Origin of the sequence: Streptomyces sp. NPDC048392 (assembly GCF_043200575.1) — a bacterium.
Lineage (GTDB): Bacteria > Actinomycetota > Actinomycetes > Streptomycetales > Streptomycetaceae > Streptomyces.
The window spans coordinates 43717-66783 of record NZ_JBICYB010000012.1; the positions used below are offsets into that span (position 1 = coordinate 43717).

The following is a 23067-nucleotide window of genomic DNA, read 5'->3' on the forward strand; positions in this document are numbered from 1 at the left end:
GTCAGTCCCCCTCCCGGCGCAGCACGCATCGCAGGACCGCGCGCGGGCCGACGTCGAGGTCGCGGACGTAGCTGTGCGTTCCGCCCTCCGCGTGCAGCCCGGCCGCGGCGAACGCGTCGAGGACCCCGGCGTCGGGCAGCAGGGTCATGGGCACGTCGTCGGGCAGCAGGTACCGGCCGTCGCCGGTGCCCGGCCGCAGCCGCGGGTCCAGGGTCTCGGAGGTGAAGGTGTTGAGCGCCAGCCGGCCGCCCGGCCGCAGCACCCGGCGGATCTCGCGGACCGCCGTCTCCCACTGGGTCCGGTCGACGGCGTTGTGCAGGACGCCGTAGCAGACCACCAGGGCGAAGGCGCCGTCGTCGGCCGGGATCGCGTGGGCGGCGCCCTGCCGGACGGTGACCCGCCCGGACGGGTACCCGGCGGTCCGGGCCCGGGTCGCGTCGACCATGCCGACGTGCAGGTCCACGGCGAGGACGTCGAATCCCCGTTCCAGCAGGGCCACGGTGTTGCGGCCGCCGCCGCAGCCGAGGTCGAGGGCCGGGCCGTCGGCCGGGAGGCGGCCGAGCAGCTCGGTGAGGTAGGGCCGGACGCCGAGGGCGCGGAACTCCGCGACGGTGTCCGGGGCGTTCCAGTAGGTGGCGGCGCGGACGGCGGCCGTGGTCGCGTCGGTCATCGGACTGATCCCGTCTCCTCGTAGGTGCCGTTGTGCGCTCGGGTGTGCACGACGTCCATGTCCAGCTCCTCGAAGCGGCCGGCGCATCGGCCCGGGTCGTCGGTGAGGGCGAAGAAGGCCGGGCCGACGGAGGACAGGGCGAGCACCGTCGCCGCCTTCTCGTGCCACAGGGACTCCACCTCCCCGGCCAGTTCGGTCAGACCGGGGTGCGAGAAGGAGCAGTTCTCGATGCTGCCCATCCGGAACCGGTAGTCGAAGACCAGGGAGCCGAGCGGGCCCAGGTCGCCGCGCAGAGCGGCCGGCATGGCCTCGTGCAGCATCCGGAACCGATGGTGGGCGACCAGCGTTCGCCGGTGGCCCGGAACCGGTCGAAGCGGGCGACCTCTGCGGCCATCAGTTCGTCGGTGGGGCGTTCCTCCAGGGCCCGCGGCACCCCGATGACCAGGGACAGGTGGTCGGGCACGGGCGCGGACAGCACGACGGTGCTCCGTCCGGCGACGACCTGCACCCCGCCCGGGTAGAGACCGGAGGCGGCCGAGCCGCCGATGCACTGCACGGGGGTGAGCAGACCGGGCCGGCTGCCGTGCTCCTCACCGTGGTTGGCGGTGAGGTACGGCAGCAGGTCGGCGCGGTCCACCGGGCAGCCGTACAAATGGTTGACGGCGGCGGCGACGGCCGCGATGAGACTGCTGCTGGAGCCGAAGCCGGCGTGCACGGGCAGTGGGTCGCTGTCGACGCCGATCGCCAGGTCGGGGACCGTGCCGAGGGCCGCGCACATGATCAGGGCCGCGTGCTCGACCAGTTCGGGCCTGCGCACGCCGGGGTCCAGGACCAGCCCGGCCCCCGGTTCCCGGCGGCGCACGTGGACGCGGTGATGGCGGGCGACGGAGAAGACGACCTCGCCGGCGTCGTAGATCAGGTCGTTGTCGCCCGCGATCGCCCCGGGTTGCAGGGCCATGGCGTTCAGCCGGGTGGGGTAGCGCACGCGCACCTCCTCGGCGGCCGGGCGTACCGGGCCCGGGGATTCGGCGAGGGGGTGGTGCACGGTGCCGGGGGCGAAGGGCGCGAACACGGGGGGCGCGGGTGGGGTGGGGGCCATGGGGTCACTTCTCCGTGGTCGCGCCGGCGGGGGCGCCGGACAGGAGCCGGTGCCGGGCGAGGGTCAGCTCCGCCAGGTGGTCGAGTGAGCCGGTGGTGTAGCCGCCGCTGCCGAGGGAGCCGTCCGGACGGATGTTCATGTTGGCCTTGGCGAGTTGCAGGTGGGGCAGGCGGAAGCGGAGCAGTTCCCGCATCAGCGAGCGCAGTCCGGCGAGCGTGCGTCCGGTCGTGGGACGAGTGGGGGAGCGCCCGGCCTCGTCCACCAGCCGGGGGAGCAGGGGGCGGTGGCGGCGGGCCCGGTCGCTCGCCGCGCGGTAGGCGGCGGGCAGGTAGGGCAGGTTCTCGCGCAGGTACCGCTCGTACCACTCCTCCCCGGGGTCGCCGGGCTCCGGCCGGATCAGCAGGACATCGACGAGCAGCGGGGTCATCTGGGCGCCGCCCGGCGCGTAGAGCACCTGCCCGCCGACGGTCATGGGCGGGAAGTAGGGGCGCAGTTCACCCGAGAACGTCTCCGGGGTGATGGCGCGCTTCACGGCCAGCAGTGACTGGGCGAAGACGGTGAACCCCCGGGTGGCCTCGGCCAGCAGTTCCGCCAGCACGGGGTCGTCCGCGGCCAACGTGAGGGCGTCGAGCAGCGCGTCGACGGCGGGACGCAGGGCGACTCCCGCGGTGCGCACCTCCCTGATGAACAGGGCCTCCTCGGGCAGTTCGGTGAAGGAGCGCACGGCGTTCACGGGGTTGCGCAGGGCGTAGGTGTAGACGCTGTCGCGCGGCACCTCCTCGGTGCGGGCGCCCAGCCGCAGCAGGTTCTCCTCCGCACCCGGCACGCTGCGGAAGTCGACTCCGTGGCGTTCCAGCGAGGCGAGGGCGAAGCCGAGGTCGCGCAGGGCGGCGCCGGCGGTGACGGTGTCGTGCACGTGCGCCGCGACCCGGCCGTTCCAGGTGCGGGCGAGGCGGTCGAGACCGGCGACGTCCCCGGCTCTGTTGAGGGCGGGCAGCCGCGGCGCGTCACGTGCGGCGTCGAGAGGGTCGGAACCGGCCACGAGGAGGTCCAGTTCGCGCATGGGTGAGGCGAGCAGCACGGAAATCGCAGTCTCCTGGGTGGGATGAGAGCGCGGTTCGACGGCGGCGACGGCGTCACGGGGCCTGGAACGGCCCGGTCGCGGTCACCGGCCGAGGACGGCGGTGCGGTTCGGTACTCGGCGGATGGGCCGGCTGTGCGGGTGCGGACGGGTCACAGGGAGCCGATGAGTTCGTCCAGGGCGCGCACGCGCCGTGCGACGGGGCCCGGCGGGACGGCCGAGCGGGGTGCGTCGGTGAGCCAGACGGCGGGCAGGCCCGCGGCGTCGGCGGCGGCCAGACCGGCGTAGGAGTCCTCGACGGCGAGGAGTCCGGCGGCCGGTCCCGCGGGGGCGCAGGCGCGCAGCGCGCCCAGGTAGGTGTCGGGCGCGGGCTTGGTCCGCACCCCGGGGCCCGCGCAGTGCACGGAGTGGAAGGCGGACCGGATGCCCAGCCTCCCGAGGTGGCCCTCCACCCAGTCCCGGCAGTTGCCGGAGGCGATGGCGAGGCGGTGCCCCCGCTCCCGGCAGTGGGCGAGGAAGGGGCGTACCCCGGCCCGGGCGTCGAGGAGATCGGCCCGGGCGCGGTTGCGCCGTTCGAACTCGGACCACAGGACCCGGGTGCGCCGGCGGCCGAGTGCGCCGGTCAGGCCGCGGCGCAGGGTGTCCCGGTCGAGCGTGCCGTCGGGACGTACGCTCAGTGTGCCGAGCGGCTCCAGCGAGCTGTCGCGCAGCAGACCGCGCCAGACCTCGATGCCCGTGCGTTCCGTGTCGAGCAGTACGCCGTCGAAATCCAGGACGATCACCCGTCCTGTCGCGCCGACGCGTAAGTCCTGCGCCCTCACGATCAATTCCCCCGTCCCCCGTGCACGGCGAAGCCGACGGCACACACGGATGCGGCCGCCCTGCTCGCCCTTTGGTCTGGACCATTGAACTCTAAGCCGCAACGACCGGTACTTCAACAGGCTTCGGGGAACCGCGCGCCGCGCCGTCCGGGTGTCAGTCCGTGCCGGCCAGGATCTCGGCCGCCGCCGCTCCGGAGGCCGCGCTCGCGCCGTGGGTGAAGATCTGGGCCGCGGCGACGGTGGCGCCCGGCAGGCCCATCTCCACCACGATCGCGTCCGGGCGGGCGGCGGTCAGGCCGGTCACTGCGCGGCTCATCCAGGCGTGCCGGGCCGCGTCGCGGGCGACGATCACCAGCGGGCGTCCCGCGGCCGGTTCGAGGGCGCAGCTCTCCAGGGCCACCGTCCCCTCCTCCAGTTCCCGACCGCGCACCCGCACGAAGGTGGTGCCGGGCAGCCGCTCCCGCAGCGGGCCTGCCACGCCCCACGGGGTCTCCTTGCCGACGGCCATGTTGGCCACCGGAGCCAGCTCGACCACGTGCGGCGCGGCGGTCAGCGGCAGGGCGGTCCGCGCGGCGCCGGTGAGCCGGACGGCGCGGCGCGCGGCGACGCGGCCGATGCCGTCCCCGGCCGCCTCCCCGGCGCCTCCGGCCGCCTCCCCGGCGCCTCCGGCCGCCCGCAGCCCGCCCGACCAGTGGGCGAACTCCCGTACCCGGCCCGCCGCCTCGGCCAGCCGCTCCCGCGGCAGCTCCCCGGCCTCCACCGCGGCGACCAGCGCCTTGGCCAGCAGGGCGACGGTGGCCTCCTCGGCGCTCTCGCCGCCCACGCAGACGGCGTCCACTCCGGCGGCCACCGCCCGCACCGCGGCACCGTCGATGCCGTACCGGCGGGTGACGGCGCCCATCTCGATGGCGTCGCTGACGATCAGCCCGTCGAAACCCAGTTCGCCGCGGAGCAGATCGTGCAGGATGCGCCGGCTCAGGGTGGCCGGGAGGTCGGGGTCGTAGGCCGGTACCAGGAGATGTCCGCTCATGACCGCGCGCACACCCGCCGCGACGGCGGCCCGGAAGGGGGGCAGTGCCTGGGCGGCGATCTCCTCCCGCCCGGCCGGGTACGCGGGCAGGTCGTGGTGGGAGTCGACGGCGACGTCACCGTGGCCGGGGAAGTGCTTGGCGCAGGCGGCGACGCCGGAGGACTGGAGGCCGCGGATCCACGCGGTGGTGTGCCGGGATACCACGCCGGGGTCCGAGCCGAAGGAGCGTACGCCGATGATCGGGTTGTCCGGGTTGGAGTTGACGTCCGCGCTCGGCGCGTAGTCGAGGCTGACCCCGGCCCTGCGCAGCTGCCGGCCGAGGTCGGCGGCGACGGCCTCGGTCAGCTCCGGGTCGTCGACGGTGCCGAGCGCGAGGTTGCCCGGCCGGGACGACCCGGTGGCGGACTCGATGCGGGTGACGTCGCCCGCCTCCTCGTCGATCGCGACGATCAAGTCGGGACTGGCCGCCCGCAGTCGCGCGGTCAGCCGGGCGACCTGCTCGGTGGAGACGATGTTGCGGGAGAAGAGGACGACGGAGGCCAGTCCGTCGTCGATGTCGCGCAGGATCCAGTCGGGCGCCTCGGTGCCCACGAAGCCCGGCTGCAGGACGGAGAGCGCGAGCCGGCGCAACTCGCTGCTGTGCTTGCTGGAGGACATCGGCCGCGCCTTTCGGATGGTTTCTTGGTATAGACCAAGGTGGTGCGCGTTCAGGTTAACCAGGCGTGTCAAGGGTGGGGTCGTCGAACTCGGAAGTAACAACTGACCTCGTCGGAGGGGGTGTTGACACCCTCCCCTGGTCTAGTCCATTGTGAGGCGCAAGTTCGGCGAGGGACGCATGCGACACCAGTTTCCGCGCCGGACACCTGCCGCGGCCGGGCTGCGAAGACCGCTGTCGTGGCGACGACTTCCGTACGACGACTTCCGTGACGACCACCCCGGACGAGACGACCCTTCCGGACGAGGGCGCGGACCGGGGCGACCCCCGAAGGGGGCGGCCCTGGGCGGGGGAGTGCCCCGTCCGTCCGAGCCGCCCCCGTCGCCCCGCTCCCGCCCCGTGACGCGAGCGGGCCCCCGCTGTCACCACCGACCTCATGTGCGACGGAACGACCTCCGTCGTACACACCGCCGTTGCCCGCACAAGGCGACGGCGAGGATCTGGAGCACCACATGGCGACGCCCGATTCCTACCTCCACCGAGCCCCGTCCGACGTGCCCTACTTCAGCGCGGACGCCGACACCTACCTGGCCCGCACCCAGCTGCGCGACCTCGACAAGACACGTCCGCTGCGGGTGCTGTCCGAGGAGGACTTCGCCCACTGGCAGACGTACGGCCACGTCGTCGTGAAGGAGGCGATACCGGCCGACTCCGCGCGCCGACTGCTCGACTTCGCCTGGGAGTTCCAGGGCCTCGACCCCGAGCGCCCCGACACCTGGTACCAGGACCGCGAGTACCGCTCCGACCTCGACCGGGAACTGCACGTCTACGGCTTCGTCGAGGCGTACCACCACCAGCTCATCTGGGACAGCCGCCAGACGCGGCGCGTCTACGACGCCTTCGTCGACGTGTGGGACTGCGAGGAGCTGTGGGTCACCCTGGACCGGCTCAACCTCAACCCGCCCAACACCGGCAACCGCGACCGCGCCCTCATCGACAAGCCGGACCGCGGCTTCGACATAGAGCTGCACTGGGACGTCGACACCACCCTCGGCGTCCTGCCGCAGCGCGTGCAGGGCATCATCGCCCTCAACGACACCAAGCCCGACCACGGCGGATTCCAGTGCTGCCCCGAGCTGTTCCGCCGCTTCGACCGCTGGAAGGCGCTCCAGCCCGACGACCGCGACCCCATCAGGCCCGCGATCGACCGTGAGGACATGCCCGTCGTACGGCCCGACCTGGAGGCCGGCGACCTGCTCATCTGGAACGGACTGCTGGCCCACGGCGTGGCGCCCAACGTCTCCGGCGAGGGCGTGCGCGCGGTCCAGTACCTCTCCATGATGCCCGCGCTGGAGACCCACCGCGCCCTGCGCGACTCCCGCGTCGACTCCTGGCGCACCCTCGCCACCCCCGACTGGAACGTCACCCTCCTCGGGGACGCCCACCGGCACGAGTCCGAACGCTACGGCCCCGCCGAACTGACCGAACTGGGCGCCAGGCTGCTGGGCCTCGAGCCCTGGCACGGGGCCGTCGGCACCGGCACCGGTACGGACAAGGGCGAGGCGACCGACGAGGCCACCGGGGACGCCGCATGCGCAGCATCTGTCTGACCCTCCCCACCAACCGGCCCTGCCCGGACACCGTCACGGCCCTCGGCGAGGAAGCCGCCTACGCCGCCGACCACTTCGACATCGATGTCCACCTGCTGGTCCTCGACTCCTGCGCGCCCCCGGACCACGCCGCCCACGCCGACGCGCTGCGGCACCTGCCCGCTCACCCCCGGGTCACGGCACACCACCTCGACGAGGCCGCCCAGCGCGACTTCCTGACCCGGGTGACGACACGCTCCGGCAGCGCCAAGCCCGAGCTGCTGCTCGACCTGATGCTGCCCGACGGCCTGTCCTACGGTGCCTGCACCAACCGCGCCTTCCTGATCGCGGCCGCGCTCGGCTGCGATTCCGTCCACCGCAGGGACTCCGACAGCCGCTACCAGAACGTGGACGGCCGTACGGTCTTCCCCGTCCACCACGAGCTGCTCTCCCTCGGCGCACGCGCCGCCGACGCCGTGCCCGGCGTCACCGAGTCGACCCTGCCCGAGGCCCTCCTCGAACGGCGGGTCGCCCTGGTGGGCGGTTCCTTCGTGGGCGAACCCTCCGTGGACATCGCGCGGATACGGGACGCCGACCCCGGTGTCTACCGCGACGTCGTGTCCCTCTGGGCGCCCGGGCACTGGTCCGCCGAACGGAAACGCGAGCTCGTCGAGGAGTCCTTCCTCGGCGCGGGCACCGAACCCTTCACGGCCGACCACGCGCTGCTGACGGTGGTCGACCCGATGCGCGTGGACATGTGCAACATCGCCTTCCACGGCGACACGGTCAGCGAACGGGTGCCGCTGCCGCCCGCCCGGGACACCATCGGCAGCGACTACTTCCTGATCCACCTGGTGCACGACGCCCGGCTGCCGGGCGTGCTGCACAACCGGAACATCGTCAACTACCACACCGGCGAACGCAGGACCGACCCGGGCTTCCTCGCCTACCAGACCCGCTTCGCCAAGTTCCTGCTGTCGATGCTCTACTTCCACTTCGTCTACGACCGCATGGCCGAAGCGGGCGACGCACTGCTGGACGGGCACGGCCGGGCCCGCCCCTCCGCCGTGGCCGCCCTGGCCCGCGAGAGCACCGGCCTCGACACCGCGGAGAACGTCCGCCGGCTCGACGCGCTCGACACCGCCTACCGCCGGCTCGGCGGCCGGTACGCCGACTTCGCCGGCCTCCTGGCCGGCCGCCGCGCGCGCCTTCTCGACGAGGCGCGCGACGACATGGCGGACTTCGCGCTGCTGACGGAGGCGTGGGAGGCGATGGTGGCCGCCGCCAAGGCCACGCCCCTCGCCCCGTCGGCGGGGCAGCCGCGATGAGCGCGACGACGGGCGCGGGCCTCACCGAGGCCCTGGCCGCCGCCCTCGCCGCCGCCACCGAGGACCGGCTCGTGTACGACCTGGCGGGCATCGAACGGCGCCACGACTCGCTGCGCCGCGAACTGCCCGGCGCGCGGGTGCGGTTCGCGATGAAGGCCTGTCCGGTCGACGAGGTCCTCGCGGTCCTGGCACGCCGGGGCGCCGGAGCCGACGCGGCGAGCCCCGGTGAGGTGGAGCAGGCGCTGCGGGCCGGGGTGCCGGCCGGGCGCGTGCACTACGGCAACACCGTCAAGTCCGACCGGAACATCGCCGAGGCGTACCGGCTCGGCGTCCGCACCTTCGCCACCGACAGCGTCCAGGACGTGGCCGCCCTCGCCGTCCACGCCCCCGGTTCCCGCGTGTTCTGCCGGGTGGCGACCGGCGGGGCGGGCGCGGTGTGGGGGCTGAGCGACAAGTTCGGCTGCCCGCCCGGCGACGCCGTCCGCGTGATGGCGGCGGCCCGGGACGCCGGGCTGGTGCCGGCGGGCCTGTCGGTGCACGTCGGCTCCCAGCAGATGACGGGCGAGGCGTGGCACGGCGCCGTGGAGGACCTGGGCGACGTCCTGCGCGAACTCGGCCGCCGCGGCATCCGCGTCGACCACGTCAACCTCGGCGGCGGACTGCCCGCGCTCGGCTACCGCGACCGCCGCGGCGCCCCCCTCGACCCACCGCTGGACAAGATCTTCGCGGTGATCCGGGAGGGCATGGACGAGCTGCGCCGTGTCCACGGCGGCCCACTGGAGTTCGTCGTCGAACCAGGACGGCACCTCGTCGCCGACCACGGCGCGATCCGCGCCCACGTCGCCCGCCTCACCGAGCGCCGGACGGCCGGCGGCGAGCGGCAGCACTGGCTGTACCTGAGCTGCGGCAAGTTCAACGGCCTGTACGAGATGGACGCCCTGCAGTACCGCCTGTTCTTCCCCGGGCACACCGACGGCCCCCGGGTCCCGGCGGTCATCGCCGGACCCACCTGCGACAGCGACGACGCCTACTCCCACGAGGAGGGACTGGTCCCGGTGCCCGCGGCGCTGGCCTCGGGCGACCCGGTCTGGGTCCTGTCCTGCGGCGCGTACGCGACCAGCTACACGACCCTGGGCTTCAACGGCTTCACCCCGCTCCCGTACGCCTGGGCGGGCCGCCCGGACGGGCCCGGCGCCGATGGATGAGACCGTGCGCGTACGCCCCCTCGCCGACCGGGACTGGGACGCCGTGGTGGCGCTGGAGAGGGAGGCCTACACCGGCCTCGGCCTGTCCGAGGGCCGGGCCGCGCTGCAGTCCAGGGCGGCGGCGTCGCCGGACACCTGCTTCGTCGTGGACGCCGGCGCCCGCACGGCCGGCTACGTGCTCGCGCTGCCCTGTCCACCGCGCCGCTACCCGGACCTGGCGCGCACGGAGGTGACCTGGGCCGCCCATCCACCCGGCAACCTGCACCTGCACGACATCGTCGTGGCCCCGGGTCTGCGCCGCCAAGGGCTGGCCCGGCACCTCCTGCGCCACCTCACCGGCACCGCCCGGGCACGTGGGGACGAGCGGATCTCCCTGGTCGCCGTGGGCGGCACCGAGCGGTTCTGGTCGGCGCGCGGCTTCGTGGCCGAGCCGGGGGTCGTACCCGTCGGCGAGTACGGCGGTGACGCCGTGTACATGTCCAAACCGGTGCCGGCCCGCCCGTCCACCTCCCCGCCCGCCACCCTGCGCGAAGTGAGCTGATGCGCGTGTCCCGCCTCCACGACCCCTTCCGGCGCGGCCAGTTGGCGATCGCCGCGCTGTTCCTGTCCCTCGGCTTCCAGTACGCCACCTGGGCCGCGCGAATCCCCGCCATCAAGGCCGACCTGGACCTGAGCGCGGCCGAGGTGGGGGTGCTCCTGATGGCCGCGGGGATCGGCGCCGCGGTGTCCTTCCCCGCGGTGGCGTGGCTGATGCGCCACCTGGGTTCCCGGCGCCTCGCCCTGCTCTCCCAGCTCGGTCTGGCCCTGCTGCTGCTCGCCCTGGCGGCGGCCCCCGGCTACCCGGCGGCCCTGCTGGTGATGTGCGCCGACGGCGTCCTCGTGGGCTGCCTGAACGTGGCCATGAACGCGCAGGGCGCGGCCCTGGAGACACGGCACGCGCGCAACACGATGGCGAAGCTGCACGCCACCTTCAGCGCCGGGTCACTGCTCGCGGCCCTGCTCGCCTCCGCCATGACCGCCGCCACCGGATCGGTCGCGGCGCACTTCGGCGTGGCCGCCGCCCTCCTCGCGGCCCTGGGCGTCTGCGCCCGGACGGGCCTGCTCGACGAGAACACCCCGTCCGAGCAGGCCGAGCAGGCCGACCGGGCCGCCCCGGGGACCTCCGCCGAGGCGAAGCCGGACCGCCGCCGCTGGACCGTCCCCTCGCGGCTGACCCTGTGGATGTGCTGCGCCATGGTCTTCGGCACGGTCGCCGAAGGCGCCATGAACGACTGGTCGGCCCTCTACCTGGAGGACGTCGCCGAGGCGTCGGCACGACTGGCGCCGCTCGGCATCGCCGTGGTGTCGGGGATGATGGTCGTCGCCCGCCTCTTCGCCGACGGCTGGCGGGGCCGCTGGGGCGACGGACGGGTCGTCCTGCTGGGCAGCGCCGTGGCCGGTGGCGGCCTCGCCGCTGCCCTGGTCAGCGGCGGCGTCGCACCGGCTCTCGCGGGCTTCGCCTGCATGGGCCTGGGCATCGCGGCCGTGACCCCCTGCGTCTACGCCGCCGCGGCCCGGCAGGGCTCGGACGCGCTGACGCTGGTCGCCGCGATGGGCACCACCGGGCTGCTGGCCGGTCCGCCGCTCATCGGCTTCATCGCGGGCGCGAGCAACCTGGCGTGGGGGATGGGCGCCGTGGCCGCCTCCGCCGTCGCCGTCTCGCTGTGCAGCACCCGCATCCGCTGGACCCCCGCCCCGGTCGTCCGGAGCGAGGCGACCCACGCCTGAGCCCGCCGGCGCCGCCGGGCACCATCCCGCCCGCGCCCGCCTCCCGAAACGGCAGCCCGCGCGGCTCCGGCGGGGGCGGGGGGCCCCGCCGCAGCGGCCAGGCGATCGGCATGCCGAGGACGAAGCGACGACGAAGCCGACGACGTGGGCCACGTGGGCCACGGTGCCCGCGTCGGAGACGGCGCCGCCGGACGAGTGGACCGCCTGGAGCCCGGATCACGAGCCCGGCACGGGCCCGAAGCCGTCTCCGGCGGTGGCCGGGGCACGAGGGGAACTCGGGCAGCAGACGACAGAGGAGTACGACAAGACCGGTGGCCTCCTCACCGGCGGCGGGTCCGAGGCCGACACCCGCGCACCGCGCGGCGCCCCGCTCCACCGCGGGGTCCTTGGCCCACGTCATGGACGGGGACGACCGGAGACGCCACCGCCCGCCCGGTGGACGGTGCGCCAGGTCACCCGCTGAACGCCCCGGTCCGTGTGTACGTATGCCTTCTCAACCGCCCGCGGCCCGGGGAAGGCGGGTGGCGGGGACGACGTGAGGAAACAGGCGATGAACGAACGGGTCACACCGGCTCCGGCGATGCACGCCCTGCCAGACGGCGAGGCCGAGGTCGCACTCGTGCTGCGCCTGCCATGGGAGGACGTCGCCCGGCTCGGTCAGGAGGCGGGGCGGCTGGCCGCGCAGATGCAGCGCCCGGTGACACTGGACGAGGCGGTGAGCCACCGGCTGCGTTCCACGCGGGGCGCGGCCCACGCCAGGTCGGCCGGTGAGCAGCCGCCCGCGGTGAGCGCCCCGGCACCGGCGGCCGCCCAGGCGCCGGTGGGCGGCCCGGCCCCGGTGTCCTCCCTGCCGTCGCGGCCCCCGGCCGAGCAGGCACGGCAGGCCATCGACCGCATCAACGGGACGGCGTGAGCGCCGGCGCCCCTCAGCCCCGCCGCTCCACGGCACGGGCGGCCTTGCGGGCGGCCACCAGCACGGGGTCCCACACCGGCGAGAAGGGCGGCGCGTAGCCCAGGTCCAGGGCGGTCATCCGCTCCACCGTCATCCCGGCCGTGAGGGCCACCGCGGCGATGTCGACCCGCTTGCCCGCTCCCTCACGGCCGACGATCTGCACGCCGAGCAGCCGTCCGGTGCGCCGTTCGGCCAGCATCTTCACCGTCATGGGGGAGGCGCCCGGGTAGTAGCCCGCGCGGCTGGTGGACTCGACGGTCGCCGTCACGAACCGCAGACCCGCCCGCAGCGCGTCCCGCTCGCGCAGTCCGGTCCGCGCGATCTCCAGGTCGCAGACCTTGCTGACCGCCGTGCCCACCACGCCGGGGAAGGTGGCGTAGCCGCCGCCCGCGTTGGTGCCGATGACCTGCCCGTGCTTGTTGGCGTGCGTGCCCAGCGGGATGTGCCGCTCCTGCCCGGAGACCAGGTCGAGCACCTCCACGCAGTCGCCGCCCGCCCAGATGTTCTCGTGGCCGCGCACCCGCATCGCCAGGTCGGTCAGCAGCCCGCCGTGGACGCCGAGCGGCAGCCCCGCGGCCTCGGCGAGCCCGGTCTCGGGGCGTACGCCGATGCCGAGTACCACCACATCCGCCGGGAATTCGGTGTCCCGAGTGGCCACCGCACGGACCCGGCCGTCGTCCCCGGTCAGCACCTTGGTGACCTCGACGTCGTTCACCATGACGATGCCGAGACCCTCCAGCGCCTCGTGGACCATGCGGCCCATGTCCGGGTCCAGCGTGGACATCGGCTCCCGCCCGCGGTTGACGACCGTCACCTCGTAGCCGCGGTTGATCAGCGCCTCGGCCATCTCCACGCCGATGTACCCCGCGCCCACGACCACCGCGCGGCGGCCACGCGTGCGGCCCAGCGTGTCGAGCAGCGCCTGCCCGTCGTCCAGCGTCTGCACTCCGTGCACCCCGGGCGCGTCGATGCCCGGCAGCTCCGGCCGGACCGGCCGCGCCCCGGTCCCGATCACCAGCTTGTCGTACGACGTCCAGGACTCCGCGCCGGAGTCGACGTCCCGCGCGCGTACCCGCCCACCGGCCACGTCGATCTCCGTGACCTCGGTGCGCATCCTCAGGTCGATGTCCCGGGCGCGGTGCTCCTCGGGCGAGCGGGCGATCAGCCGGTCCCGGTCGGTCACGTCGCCCCCGACCCAGTAGGGGATGCCGCAGGCCGAGAACGAGCTGAAGTGGCCGCGTTCGAACGCCACGATCTCCAGCTCGTCCGGGCCCCTCAGCCGGCGTGCCTGTGACGCCGCGGACATCCCCGCGGCGTCACCGCCGATCACGACCAGTCGCTCCCTCGTACCGCCCGCAGCGCTCATGCTCATGCGAACACGCTACGTGGGCGGGGCATTTCAGTCCCGCGCGCCGGGCGCCTCGCCGGGCGACGCCTCCCCGCGCGGCGCCGCGGGCGCCGGTGCCGGACGGCGCGGCAGCCGGGGGCGTACCGCCCGCAGCCACAGCAGCGCGAGCAGCGCCGCCACCGCGGCGAACGGCAGCACCGCGCCGACCACCACCGCCACCCAGCGCAGCATGGTCACGAAGGCGTCCCAGCCGCCGGCCAGCGCGTCCGTGAATCCGGGGTCCTCGTCCCGCGCCTTCTCCGCCCGCTTCACCGGCGTCTCGGACAGGGAGAGGGTGATGGTGGCCAGGCTCGTGCGGTCCTTCAGGGCCGCCTGCCGGGCGAGCAGCGCCTCCAGCTCCGCCTGACGGGTGCTCAGCTCGCCCTCCAGGGCCACCACGTCGTCCAGTCCCGTAGCCCGGTCCATCAACTCGCGGACGCGGGCCACGCTGGCGCGCTGCGACTTCACCCGGCTGTCCACGTCCACGACCTGGTCGGTGACGTCCTCGGCCTTCGCGTTGCGCTGGAGCAGCTTCCCGGCACCCTCCAGCTCGTCGAGCACGTCCTCGTAACGCTCCACGGGCACGCGCAGCGTCACCTCGGTCCGCTCGTGGCCCGCCGCGTCCCGGGTGGTGCTCTCGTCGCCGACGTAACCGCCCGCGTTCTCGGTCGCGGTGCGGGCCGCGTCGAGCGCGCTGGGCGCGTCCTCGACCTGAACGCTCAGGGACACGGTGCGGATGATGTGGGTCGGGACGAGTTTCGGCGGCGCGCTCGCGCCCTCACCGGCCGCCCCGCCCTCACCGGCCGCGCCGGCCCGGTCGTCGGCCTGCGCGCCCGCCTCTCGCGAGTCCTGCCGCGGCGCGGCCGCCCCGGCCTTGCCGTCCGCGCCGGAACCGGCGTCCGACGCGCTGCAGCCGGTGAGGGCGAGCGCTGTGACCAGCAGCAGGCCGGCCAGGGCGCGGGCGGGTGGAGCGGACCTTCGGGCCGCCGCTCGTCGTGCCTGCATCGTGGGTACCCCCCGGGGTTGTGTCGACTGATGTCTTTACGACGCGCGGAGGGGCGCGCACGACGGCGCGGAACGGTTCCGAAGAGATCACGGTCCGGACTCGCGGGGCGGACACCGGGCGCGGACACGGACACCGGACACGGACACCGGACACGGACACCGGGGACGGACACCGGGGACGGACACCGGGGACGGACACCGGGCGCGGAAACCGGGGGCGGGCACGGACACCGGCGGGGCGGTGTCGGTGGTGTCTGAGACGCTGGGGACATGTGCGCAAGTGAGACCCCAGCGGGTGAGCTTCCCGCGGACACGGGACCTGGACACGTCGTCGTCGTCGGAGCCGGCATCGCCGGACTGGCCGCCGCCCACCGCCTGCTGGAGCAGGGCGCCCGGGTGACCGTCGTCGAGGCGTCCGACCGCGTCGGCGGCAAGCTGCTGCCCGGCGAGATCGCCGGCGTCCGCGTCGACCTCGGCGCCGAGTCGGTGCTGGCCCGCCGCCCCGAGGCCGTCGGCCTGGCCCGCGCGGCGGGTCTCGCCGACCGCCTCCAGCCGCCGTCCACCGCGTCGGCCTCCCTGTGGACCCGCGGTGCCCTGCGCCCCATGCCCAAGGGCCACGTCATGGGCGTCCCCGGCACCGCCGCCGCCCTGTCCGGCGTGCTCTCCGAAGAGGGCCTGGCCCGCATCGAACGCGACGCCGAACTGCCCCGCACCGAGGTCGGCGACGACGTGGCCGTGGGCGAGTACGTCGCCGCGCGCCTCGGCCGCGAGGTCGTCGACCGCCTCGTCGAACCCCTGCTGGGCGGGGTCTACGCGGGCGACGCCTACCGCATCTCGCTGCGTTCGGCCGTGCCCCAGCTCTTCGACGCCGCCCGCACCCACACCTCACTCACCGAGGCGGTGCGCGCCCTGCAGGGCCGGACGGCCACCTCACCGCCGAGCGGCCCGGTGTTCATGGGCATCGAGGGCGGCATCGGCACCCTCCCGCCCGCCGTCGCCGACTCGGTCCGCGCGCGGGGCGGCGAGATCGTCACCCGCGCGCCCGTCACGGAGCTGCGCCGCACGGCCTGCGACGGCTGGCGGATCGTCGCCGGCGGCCGGGTGCTGCACGCCGGCGCGGTCGTCGTCGCGCTCCCCGCCCGTCCCGCCGCGGAGCTGCTGCGGGCCGAGGCGCCCGCCGCCGCGGCCGAGCTGTCCGCGGTGGAGTACGCCTCGATGGCCCTGATCACCCTCGCCTACCGCCGCTCCGACGCCGCCGCGCTCCCCGAGGGCAGTGGCTTCCTCGTGCCGCCGGTCGACGGGCACACCATCAAGGCCTCCACCTTCGCCTCCCGCAAGTGGGGCTGGATCGCCGACGAGAACCCCGAGCTGGTCGTACTGCGCACCTCGGTGGGCCGGTACGGCGACACGGAGATCCTGGCCCGCGACGACGACGGCCTCGTCGCCGTCTCCCGGCACGACCTGGGCGAGGCCACCGGCCTGACCGCCGAGCCGGTCGCCACCCGCGTCACCCGCTGGCAGGACGGCCTGCCGCAGTACCCCGTCGGCCACCACGCGCGCGTGGCCCGCGTCCGCGAGCACGTGGCGAAGCTCCCCGGCCTGGCGCTGTGCGGCGCGGCGTACGACGGCGTCGGCATCCCGGCGAGCATCGCGAGCGCGTACGCGGCCGTCGACCGGATCGGGGGCGGCCTGCGCGGTGTGGAGGAGCTCACGGGACACCCGGTGCGGGGTCCGCACGGCGGAGCGGGAGAATAGGGACCATGAGTGACGACGCCTCCACCCCCGCGGCCGAGCGCATCCCCAACAAGGGCAAGCTGGCCAAGGACCTCAACGAGGTCATCCGCTACACGCTCTGGTCCGTCTTCAAGCTCAAGGACACCCTCCCCGAGGACCGCGCCGGGTACGCCGACGAGGTCCAGGAGCTGTTCGACCAGCTCGCCGCCAAGGACGTGACGATCCGCGGCACCTACGACCTGTCCGGTCTGCGCGCCGACGCCGACCTGATGATCTGGTGGCACGCGGAGACCGCCGACCAGCTCCAGGAGGCGTACAACCTCTTCCGCCGTACCAGGCTGGGCCGCGCGCTGGAGCCGGTCTGGTCGAACATGGCGCTGCACCGCCCCGCCGAGTTCAACCGCGCGCACATTCCGGCCTTCCTGGCCGACGAGACGCCGCGGAACTACATCAGCGTCTACCCGTTCGTGCGCTCCTACGACTGGTACCTGCTGCCCGACGAGGACCGCCGCCGCATGCTCGCCGACCACGGCAAGATGGCCCGCGGCTACCCGGACGTGCGCGCCAACACGGTCGCCTCCTTCTCGCTGGGCGACTACGAGTGGATCCTCGCCTTCGAGGCCGACGAACTCCACCGCATCGTCGACCTCATGCGCCACCTGCGCGGTTCCGAGGCCCGCCGGCACGTCCGCGAGGAGATCCCGTTCTACACCGGGCGCCGCAAGGACATCGCGGAACTGGTGGCCGGGCTCGCCTAGCCGGAACCGGCTGACCCGCCGGGTCAGCCGGCCCGCCAGACCCGCCAGACCCGCCAGGCCAGATCCGTCAGGCCCGCCAGATCCGTCCGGCCCAGCAGATCTGTCAGGCCCTCGGCTGTGGCTCCGGGCGCGGGGCGCAGGACGCGTCCCGCGCCGGGAGACGGCCGCGCAGCAGGTACGCCTCCAGGTGGCCGTTGACGCAGGTGTTCGGTCCGCCCGCGATGCCGTGCGTCCCCGCGTCCCGTTCGGTCACCAGTACCGAGCCCGCCAGCCGCCGCCGCAGCTCCAGCGCACCCTCGTACGGGGTCGCCGCGTCCCGTTCGGCGGCCAGGACCAGTGTCGGCGGCAGCTCGCCCGGCGCGGTGCGCACGTCCAGCGGCTGCTGCCGGGGCGCCCGCCAGTAGGCGCACGGCAGGTTGGTCCACACGTTGTCCCAGGTCTCGAACGGTGCCCGGCGGGCCAGTCGCGTGTTGTCCCGGTCCCAGACCCCGAAGTCGGTCGGCCAGGGCGCGTCGTTGCACTCGACGGCCGTGTACACGGCGTTGGAGTTCTCCGCTCCCACCGCGCCCGCCTCGGTACGCGTGCCCGCCTGTTCGACCAGCGGCTGCGGATCGCCCCGCAGGTAGGCCGCCAGCGCCTCGGCGCGGTGCGGCCAGTAGTCGTCGTAGTACCCGGCACTCAGGAACGCCCCCTGCAACTGCGCGGGCCCCACCGTCCCGCCCGCCGGTTTCGCCGCGAGCCGTGCGCTCGCCTCCTCGTAGCTGTGCTGCACCTTCCTCGGTGTGTCCCCGAGCCCGTACACGTCGTCGTGCTCGGCGATCCACTCCCTGAAGGCGTCCCAGCGGTCCTCGAACGCCTCCGACTGTCCGAGGTTGTTGCGGTACCAGACCTGCCCGGGGTCCGGGTTCACCACCGAGTCGAACACCATCCGCCGTACGTGCGAGGGGAACAGCTCGGCGTACAGCGCCCCCAGGTACGTGCCGTACGACGCGCCCATGAACGTGAGCCGCCGCTCGCCCAGCGCGGCCCGCAGGACCTCCAGGTCACGGGCGTTGTTGAGCGAGTGGTAGTGCCGCAGCGCGTCCCCGCCCCGTTCTGCGCAGTCACGCGCGTACGCCGCGGCCTCGGCGGCGCGCTCCCTCTTGTACGCGTCCGAGGGCCGTGTCGGGGCCGGTCGGGGCCCCTTGAAGAAGTCCCCGGGATCCTGGCAGGACAGCGCCGCGGAGGGCGCGACCCCGCGCGGGGCGTAGCCGACGAGGTCGTAGGCGGCCGCGATCCGCTTCCACTCGGGCACCATGCCCACCAGCGGGAAGTACAGCCCCGAGCCGCCCGGGCCGCCCGGGTTGTAGAGGAGGGCGCCCTGCCCGGGCACCCTGTGCCTGCCGTCGTCCGGGTCCTTGTGCGTGGCCCGCACCCGGCTGACGGTGAGCTTGATCCGCTTCCCGTCGGGGTGGGCGTAGTCCAGGGGCACGGTGACCGTGCCGCAGCGCATACTGCCCGGCAGCTCCTCCGCCTCCGGGCACGCCCCGTATCCGATACCGGCCGCCGCCGCGCGCCGGGCGGCCACGGCGGTACCGCGCGCCTCGGCCGACCCGGGACCGGCCGGGGGCGCCGGGCCCGCCTCCACCGGGGCGGCGGCGAGAGCGGTCAGCAGCAAGGACCCGGCGGCCGAGTAGAGGGCGGCAGCTCGCATCGCGTATCCCTTCGGTGGCACGGGGTGACACAAGGGATGGTTGGTGCCACCGGCCGGGCAGGGCAAGCACCGCCCGCGGGTGTCGGCGCCGAATGCGTCCGCGCGCCCCCGGTGCGTCAGGCCTGGCGCTCCCAGTGGTCCCCGGCGTACTTCACGCGATGGGCGAAGGCCGCACGCAGGTCCGGTTCGCCGATCGCGTGGACGCCCCGCACGGCGACCGAGGTGAGGAAGGCCCGGTCGTCAGCCGTGCCGTCGGCCTGCTGGACGAGGGCGCCGATCAGCCGTTGCCCGGCGGGGGAGGCCCAGCGCGAGTACGGGTGGATCTCGATCCGCGTGATGGCGAGGCATCCCAGGGCCAGGGCGAGTGGCAGCGCGAACCAGAGGGCGATGAGGAGGCGCGGCTCGGTGGCGGGCAGCGGCAGTGCCAGGGCGACCAGGCCGAGCGCGCACACGGTCACCGAGGCGACCCGTACCCGCCGCACTCCTGCCGCGATCCCGAGGGCGCCGCCGTCGGGCACGGCGAGGCCCGCTCCGACCAGCCGGTCGGCCAGGCACCGTACCGCGTCGGCGGCGGCCGCGTCGGCCCGTACGGGTGCTATCCGGGACTGCCCCGCGGGGCCTATCGCCCCTATGACCGACCGCTCCATGTCGTCGCGTCCGCACGGGTCGACGACGGTCGCCCAGCCGGTGTGCGCGAGCAGCAGCCGCCGCTGGCGAGCCATGGAGACGAGTGTCAGGTCGGCGACCCGCCGCGGGCCGCCGGACAGGAACGCCGCCTCGTACAGCGTCAGCGTGTGCTCGGGAGCCGCGGCGCGCGGGCCGACGGCGGCCGCGCGCACGGCGGCCAGACACAGCCGCAGGCACGCGAGGCCGGCGACGGCCCAGGCCGAGACGAGGAAAAGGACCCAGAACATGCCGTACTTCTATGCCAGAGGCCCTCGTCGGCGCCATGCCCTGGTCACCTGATTCTCGTGAGGAGGCTCCGGCGTTCAGCCGGGGAGCGACCGCATCCGGGTGCGGCGACGAGGAGCGTCACCGAGGTCCGGCTCCGGGGGAGCGCCCGTATCGCCGCCGGCGCGACTGGCTCGGCCGGCAGCGCGGGCACCTGGACCGGGGGCGACGCCGGGACCCTGCGCTTCAAGGACGATGGCACCGTTGTCGTGACCGACCTTGCCGTGTACGACAACGACGACGGCGACAAGGTGTCGGAGTGCAGCGGCACAGGCGAGTGGGGCATGTATCCCGACGACAAGGCAGCGGAGCAGTGGCAGACCAGCGTGTGCGACGGCAACCCGTGGAAATTCGGCGGCTCGAAGGCGCACCCGGAGATGCGGCGCAGCGTGGGCGATCCTCATTACGGGAACTTCCAAACCCTCGGCGGCGAGGAGCGGAAGCCGCCCGGCGTGTCCGGCCCCTGATACATCCGGCTCACCCGTGCCGCACCAGGGGGTGCTTGACCAGTAGCTCTTCGGGCCCATCCGGCTCCGCTCGTCGTGCGGTGATCCGCTCCAGTGCCTCGGGGTCCGTCATACGCCGGAGGGTAGGGACGCGACCCGCGACGGCGGGCGGCCTCCCGACCCGCCTTGCCAGACGATCGAGGCCTGTCCCCCGTTCAGCGGCGCAGCAGAACGCGCCTGGTCGCACGGGCCAGCCGGACTCCGGGGCGGGCCGACCGCGGCACCGGCCCCGACCGCTCCAGCCACCACTCCCGCAACTCCCGCCGCACCCCCGGGTCCTCGTCTTTCCCCGGCGCCGTCCGCAGTACGTGCTCGACGAAGTCGAGGGCGTCCCGCCGGTAGCCGCCGGTCATCGGGGACCCCTGTGCGTAGGCGAGGAAGGCCGGCCGGTACCGCGCGCCCAGGATCAGCGGCAGCTCGGGCGCGACCTTCCCGACCACGTCGGCCCGCTTCGCGGCGAGCGCCTGGGCCTGCACCCCCAGCCTCACCCGGTCGAACCCCTCGGGCACCGGCGTCCCCGCGACCAGCGCGGACAGCAGCTCGGCCTGCGCGAGCCCGAGCCGCTGCCGTACGTCGGCGGACCCGGACCCGGAGGTGGACCCGGACCGGGATCCGGATCCGGAGGCGGACCGGGATCCGGATCCGGAGGCGGACCGGGATCCGGATCCGGAGGCGGAGCCGGAGCCGGACCCGGGCCGGGGTCCGGTACCCGCGGTGCGCGCCGCCGCCCCGCCCCCGAAGGCCGCCGTACTCCCCGCCCGCCCCTTCGCGACGGCGCCGCGGATCGCCTCCACCTCACCGCGCATCTCGTCGCCGTCGGGGAAGTCCTCGTCCCGTTCCAGCAGGACGCCCGGCGGCACGACGCGCGAGGCGAGGTCGGTCAGGATGTCGAGCACCGGCCGCGGAACGGGGTGGGCGTGGCTGTCGTGCCAGACACCGTCCCGCTCGAAGCCGCCCGCGACATGGACGTAGGCGATGGCCTCCAGGGGCAGTTCACCGAGCGCCTCGGCCGGGTCCTCACCGAGGTTGACATGATTGGTGTGCAGGTTCGCCACGTCGATCAGCAGCCGTACGCCGGTCCGGTCGGCCAGCTCGTACAGGAACTGCCCCTCCGTCATCTCCTCGCCCGGCCAGGCGATCAGCGCCGCGATGTTCTCCACGGCGAGCGGCACGGGCAGCCCGTCCTGTGCGATGCGCACGTTCTCGCACAGCACGTCGAGGGCGTCGCGGGTGCGCGGCACGGGCAGCAGGTGCCCCGCCTCCAGCGTCGGCGAGGCGGTCGGCGCCCCGCCCGCCCGGACGAACGCGATGTGCTCGGTGCACAGGGGCGACCCCAGGACCTCCGCCCGTTCGGCCAGCGCCGCCAGCCGCCCCGCGTCCGGCCGGTCCGCGCCGCCGAGCCCGAGCGAGACCCCGTGCGGTACGACGGTCACGCCGCGCTCGCGCAGCCGCAGCAGCGAGTCGGGCAGATGCCCGGGACACAGGTTCTCGGACACGGCCTCGACCCACTCGATGCCGGGCATCCGCTCGACGACGTCCGCGATCTCCGGCCGCCATCCGATGCCGGTGCCCAGCGGCGCCATGCGCTCCATGGTTGCCTCCCCTCCCGCGAACATGCCGGGGATATCGCCCGCCCGGCCCGGGACGAACCGTGAACGGGGCATGTTCAGAGCAACATCTGAGCTTCGTGGCGGCGCCGGCCTTCCGCGCCTACGAGTTCTCCCGCCGCAGCGCCGGATGGTCCGCCACCACCGTGCACGAGCCCGGCGCGATCTCCGTGAAGCCCGCGTCGCGCACCACCGGCAGGCCGCCGGTGGTGAGGCCGGTCCAGCGGGCCGGGTCCGCGGTGCGTACCGACAGCGGGAAGCCCGCGTCGCGCCACGCCGTCCGCTCGCCGTCGGACAGCTCCCACCAGGCGAGCTGCGCACCGTGGCCCGCCTGGGCCATCGCCTTGCCCGCCGACATGCCCAAGTCGGGATTCAGCCAGAGCACCGGCGCGGTGGGGTCGGCGCCGACCGGCGGCTCGGGGTCGTCGAGGTCGGTGCCGGAGACCTGGAGGCGGGCCAGGTCCTTCGGCCAGCCGTCCAACGGGACCGGCGGGAAGACCCGCACCTCGGCGGTCTTGCCGGTGACCGTGATGCCGGGCAGCGCCTCGGCCCGCCGCCACTCCGCGCCGCGGGCCCGCCGCACGACCTTGCGGATGCGCGCGTCCTGCCAGTCCCGCATCGCCCGCGCCCACTCGCCCTCACCGGTCGACCGCTCGTCGCCGAGCAGCACCAGCACCGCCCGGGCCGCGGTCTCCAGCGCGTCGGTACGGGGCGGCGGCGCCGCCCGCTCGATGCGCACGACGAGCGGCAGCACGAACTGCGGCGCCTGGTCGCGGTCGCCGGGCTCGGGACGGAAGGGACTGCCAGGAACAGGGGTGGGGGCGGGGACGGGTGTCGTCGGGTCGTTGCTCACGCCCTACAGTCTGCCAACCCGCGCGCCTGGGAGAGTACGGCCCCATGCAACGCGAGCTACGGCTGGACGGCGTGGGCCGCTGCTACGGTCTGCGCGGCCCCTGGGTACTGCGGGGGGTCGAGCTGGGCGTGGTGCCCGGTTCCCTCGTCCGTGCCGAGGGCGCCAACGGCACCGGCAAGTCGACGCTCCTGCGCCTGCTCGCCGGGATCGACGCTTTCACCGAGGGCCGGGTCACCGGCCGTCCGCGCACGGCCTGTGTCCCGGAACGCTTCCCGCCCGCCCCGCCCTTCACGGCCGTCCGGTAGCTCACCCACCTCGGCACCGTGCACGGGTGTCCCGCCGGGCTCGCAGCCGGGGCCGTCCGGGCCTTGGTCGT

Annotated in this window: 21 protein-coding genes and 2 pseudogenes; 10 read left to right on the plus strand and 13 right to left on the minus strand. The window is 74.6% G+C overall.

What is annotated here, in order from left to right; genetic code table 11:
- Window position 1: 1 nt before the first annotated feature.
- The 6 genes from ACGFYH_RS18065 to ACGFYH_RS18090 form a co-directional block, all read right to left on the minus strand.
- Entirely contained in the window at window positions 2-670 is a 669-nt protein-coding gene (locus ACGFYH_RS18065) for a class I SAM-dependent methyltransferase (RefSeq protein ID WP_393804109.1), read from the minus strand.
- Window positions 667-909, minus strand: coding sequence for a hypothetical protein (locus ACGFYH_RS18070; protein WP_393804110.1), 243 nt, complete (start codon window positions 907-909; stop codon window positions 667-669). The genes ACGFYH_RS18065 and ACGFYH_RS18070 overlap by 4 nt, the downstream gene beginning before the upstream one ends.
- A complete protein-coding gene (locus ACGFYH_RS18075; RefSeq protein ID WP_393804111.1) occupies window positions 867-1769 on the minus strand; it encodes a hypothetical protein in 903 nt (300 codons plus the stop codon). The genes ACGFYH_RS18070 and ACGFYH_RS18075 overlap by 43 nt, the downstream gene beginning before the upstream one ends.
- 4 nt (window positions 1770-1773) lie before the next feature.
- Entirely contained in the window at window positions 1774-2850 is a 1077-nt protein-coding gene (locus tag ACGFYH_RS18080; RefSeq protein WP_393804112.1) for a monodechloroaminopyrrolnitrin synthase PrnB family protein, read from the minus strand.
- Window positions 2851-3002: 152 nt separating this feature from the next.
- Window positions 3003-3671, minus strand: a complete 669-nt coding sequence (locus ACGFYH_RS18085; RefSeq protein WP_393804113.1) for an HAD family hydrolase — start codon at window positions 3669-3671, stop codon at window positions 3003-3005.
- A gap of 154 nt (window positions 3672-3825) precedes the next feature.
- On the minus strand, window positions 3826-5358 hold the full coding sequence (locus ACGFYH_RS18090; RefSeq protein ID WP_393804114.1) for a glycoside hydrolase family 3 N-terminal domain-containing protein: 1533 nt from the start codon (window positions 5356-5358) through the stop codon (window positions 3826-3828).
- 510 nt (window positions 5359-5868) lie between these two features.
- Between ACGFYH_RS18090 and ACGFYH_RS18095 the strand changes: the two genes are divergently transcribed.
- Genes ACGFYH_RS18095 through ACGFYH_RS18115 form a run of 5 tightly spaced genes read left to right on the plus strand, consistent with a single transcriptional unit; the run spans window position 5869 to window position 11245 of the window.
- The gene (locus ACGFYH_RS18095; RefSeq protein ID WP_393804243.1) at window positions 5869-6966 is read left to right on the plus strand and encodes a phytanoyl-CoA dioxygenase family protein; all 1098 of its coding nucleotides are present in this window, start codon (window positions 5869-5871) and stop codon (window positions 6964-6966) included.
- Complete coding sequence (locus tag ACGFYH_RS18100) at window positions 6948-8273, plus strand: DUF6271 family protein (protein WP_393804115.1); 1326 nt, start codon at window positions 6948-6950, stop codon at window positions 8271-8273. The genes ACGFYH_RS18095 and ACGFYH_RS18100 overlap by 19 nt, the downstream gene beginning before the upstream one ends.
- Complete coding sequence (locus tag ACGFYH_RS18105) at window positions 8270-9478, plus strand: type III PLP-dependent enzyme (protein ID WP_393804116.1); 1209 nt, start codon at window positions 8270-8272, stop codon at window positions 9476-9478. The genes ACGFYH_RS18100 and ACGFYH_RS18105 overlap by 4 nt, the downstream gene beginning before the upstream one ends.
- Window positions 9471-10019 (plus strand): GNAT family N-acetyltransferase, encoded by a 549-nt coding sequence (locus ACGFYH_RS18110; RefSeq protein ID WP_393804117.1) that lies wholly within the window; start codon window positions 9471-9473, stop codon window positions 10017-10019. The genes ACGFYH_RS18105 and ACGFYH_RS18110 overlap by 8 nt, the downstream gene beginning before the upstream one ends.
- A complete protein-coding gene (locus tag ACGFYH_RS18115; protein WP_393804118.1) occupies window positions 10019-11245 on the plus strand; it encodes an MFS transporter in 1227 nt (408 codons plus the stop codon). The genes ACGFYH_RS18110 and ACGFYH_RS18115 overlap by 1 nt, the downstream gene beginning before the upstream one ends.
- 21 nt (window positions 11246-11266) lie before the next feature.
- Here the strand turns inward: ACGFYH_RS18115 and ACGFYH_RS18120 are convergent.
- Window positions 11267-11455 (minus strand): annotated as a pseudogene (locus ACGFYH_RS18120) (rhomboid family intramembrane serine protease); the annotation flags it as partial.
- A 340-nt stretch (window positions 11456-11795) separates the two neighbouring features.
- Here ACGFYH_RS18120 and ACGFYH_RS18125 point away from each other — a divergent pair.
- Window positions 11796-12158 (plus strand): hypothetical protein, encoded by a 363-nt coding sequence (locus tag ACGFYH_RS18125; protein ID WP_393804119.1) that lies wholly within the window; start codon window positions 11796-11798, stop codon window positions 12156-12158.
- A gap of 13 nt (window positions 12159-12171) precedes the next feature.
- On the opposite strand, the gene ACGFYH_RS18130 is transcribed toward ACGFYH_RS18125, so the two are convergent.
- Complete coding sequence (locus tag ACGFYH_RS18130) at window positions 12172-13569, minus strand: FAD-dependent oxidoreductase (protein ID WP_393804120.1); 1398 nt, start codon at window positions 13567-13569, stop codon at window positions 12172-12174.
- A 27-nt stretch (window positions 13570-13596) separates the two neighbouring features.
- On the minus strand, window positions 13597-14589 hold the full coding sequence (locus tag ACGFYH_RS18135) for a DUF4349 domain-containing protein (protein ID WP_393804121.1): 993 nt from the start codon (window positions 14587-14589) through the stop codon (window positions 13597-13599).
- Between the two features lie 270 nt (window positions 14590-14859).
- Between ACGFYH_RS18135 and hemG the strand changes: the two genes are divergently transcribed.
- Window positions 14860-16344: a protoporphyrinogen oxidase gene (gene hemG / locus ACGFYH_RS18140; protein WP_393804122.1), complete on the plus strand. Its 1485-nt coding sequence runs from the start codon at window positions 14860-14862 to the stop codon at window positions 16342-16344.
- A 5-nt stretch (window positions 16345-16349) separates the two neighbouring features.
- The gene (gene hemQ, locus ACGFYH_RS18145; protein WP_393804123.1) at window positions 16350-17081 is read left to right on the plus strand and encodes a hydrogen peroxide-dependent heme synthase; all 732 of its coding nucleotides are present in this window, start codon (window positions 16350-16352) and stop codon (window positions 17079-17081) included.
- Between the two features lie 103 nt (window positions 17082-17184).
- Here the strand turns inward: hemQ and ACGFYH_RS18150 are convergent, their stop codons facing one another.
- Together ACGFYH_RS18150 and ACGFYH_RS18155 are read right to left on the minus strand one after the other, a co-directional pair.
- On the minus strand, window positions 17185-18774 hold the full coding sequence (locus ACGFYH_RS18150) for an alpha/beta hydrolase (protein ID WP_393804124.1): 1590 nt from the start codon (window positions 18772-18774) through the stop codon (window positions 17185-17187).
- A gap of 116 nt (window positions 18775-18890) precedes the next feature.
- A complete protein-coding gene (locus ACGFYH_RS18155) occupies window positions 18891-19688 on the minus strand; it encodes a TIGR04222 domain-containing membrane protein (RefSeq protein WP_393804125.1) in 798 nt (265 codons plus the stop codon).
- Window positions 19689-19934: 246 nt separating this feature from the next.
- Here ACGFYH_RS18155 and ACGFYH_RS18160 point away from each other — a divergent pair, with 246 nt between their 5' ends.
- The gene (locus tag ACGFYH_RS18160) at window positions 19935-20192 is read left to right on the plus strand and encodes a hypothetical protein (RefSeq protein ID WP_393804126.1); all 258 of its coding nucleotides are present in this window, start codon (window positions 19935-19937) and stop codon (window positions 20190-20192) included.
- A gap of 194 nt (window positions 20193-20386) precedes the next feature.
- Here ACGFYH_RS18160 and ACGFYH_RS18165 read toward each other — a convergent pair whose 3' ends face one another.
- Entirely contained in the window at window positions 20387-21814 is a 1428-nt protein-coding gene (locus ACGFYH_RS18165; RefSeq protein ID WP_393804244.1) for a DUF692 domain-containing protein, read from the minus strand.
- Between the two features lie 127 nt (window positions 21815-21941).
- Window positions 21942-22691, minus strand: coding sequence for a peptidyl-tRNA hydrolase (locus ACGFYH_RS18170; protein ID WP_393804127.1), 750 nt, complete (start codon window positions 22689-22691; stop codon window positions 21942-21944).
- Window positions 22692-22735: 44 nt separating this feature from the next.
- On the opposite strand from ACGFYH_RS18170, the pseudogene ACGFYH_RS18175 reads away from it, so the two are divergent.
- Window positions 22736-22993: pseudogene (locus tag ACGFYH_RS18175) on the plus strand (ATP-binding cassette domain-containing protein); the annotation flags it as partial.
- Window positions 22994-23067 lie beyond the last annotated feature (74 nt).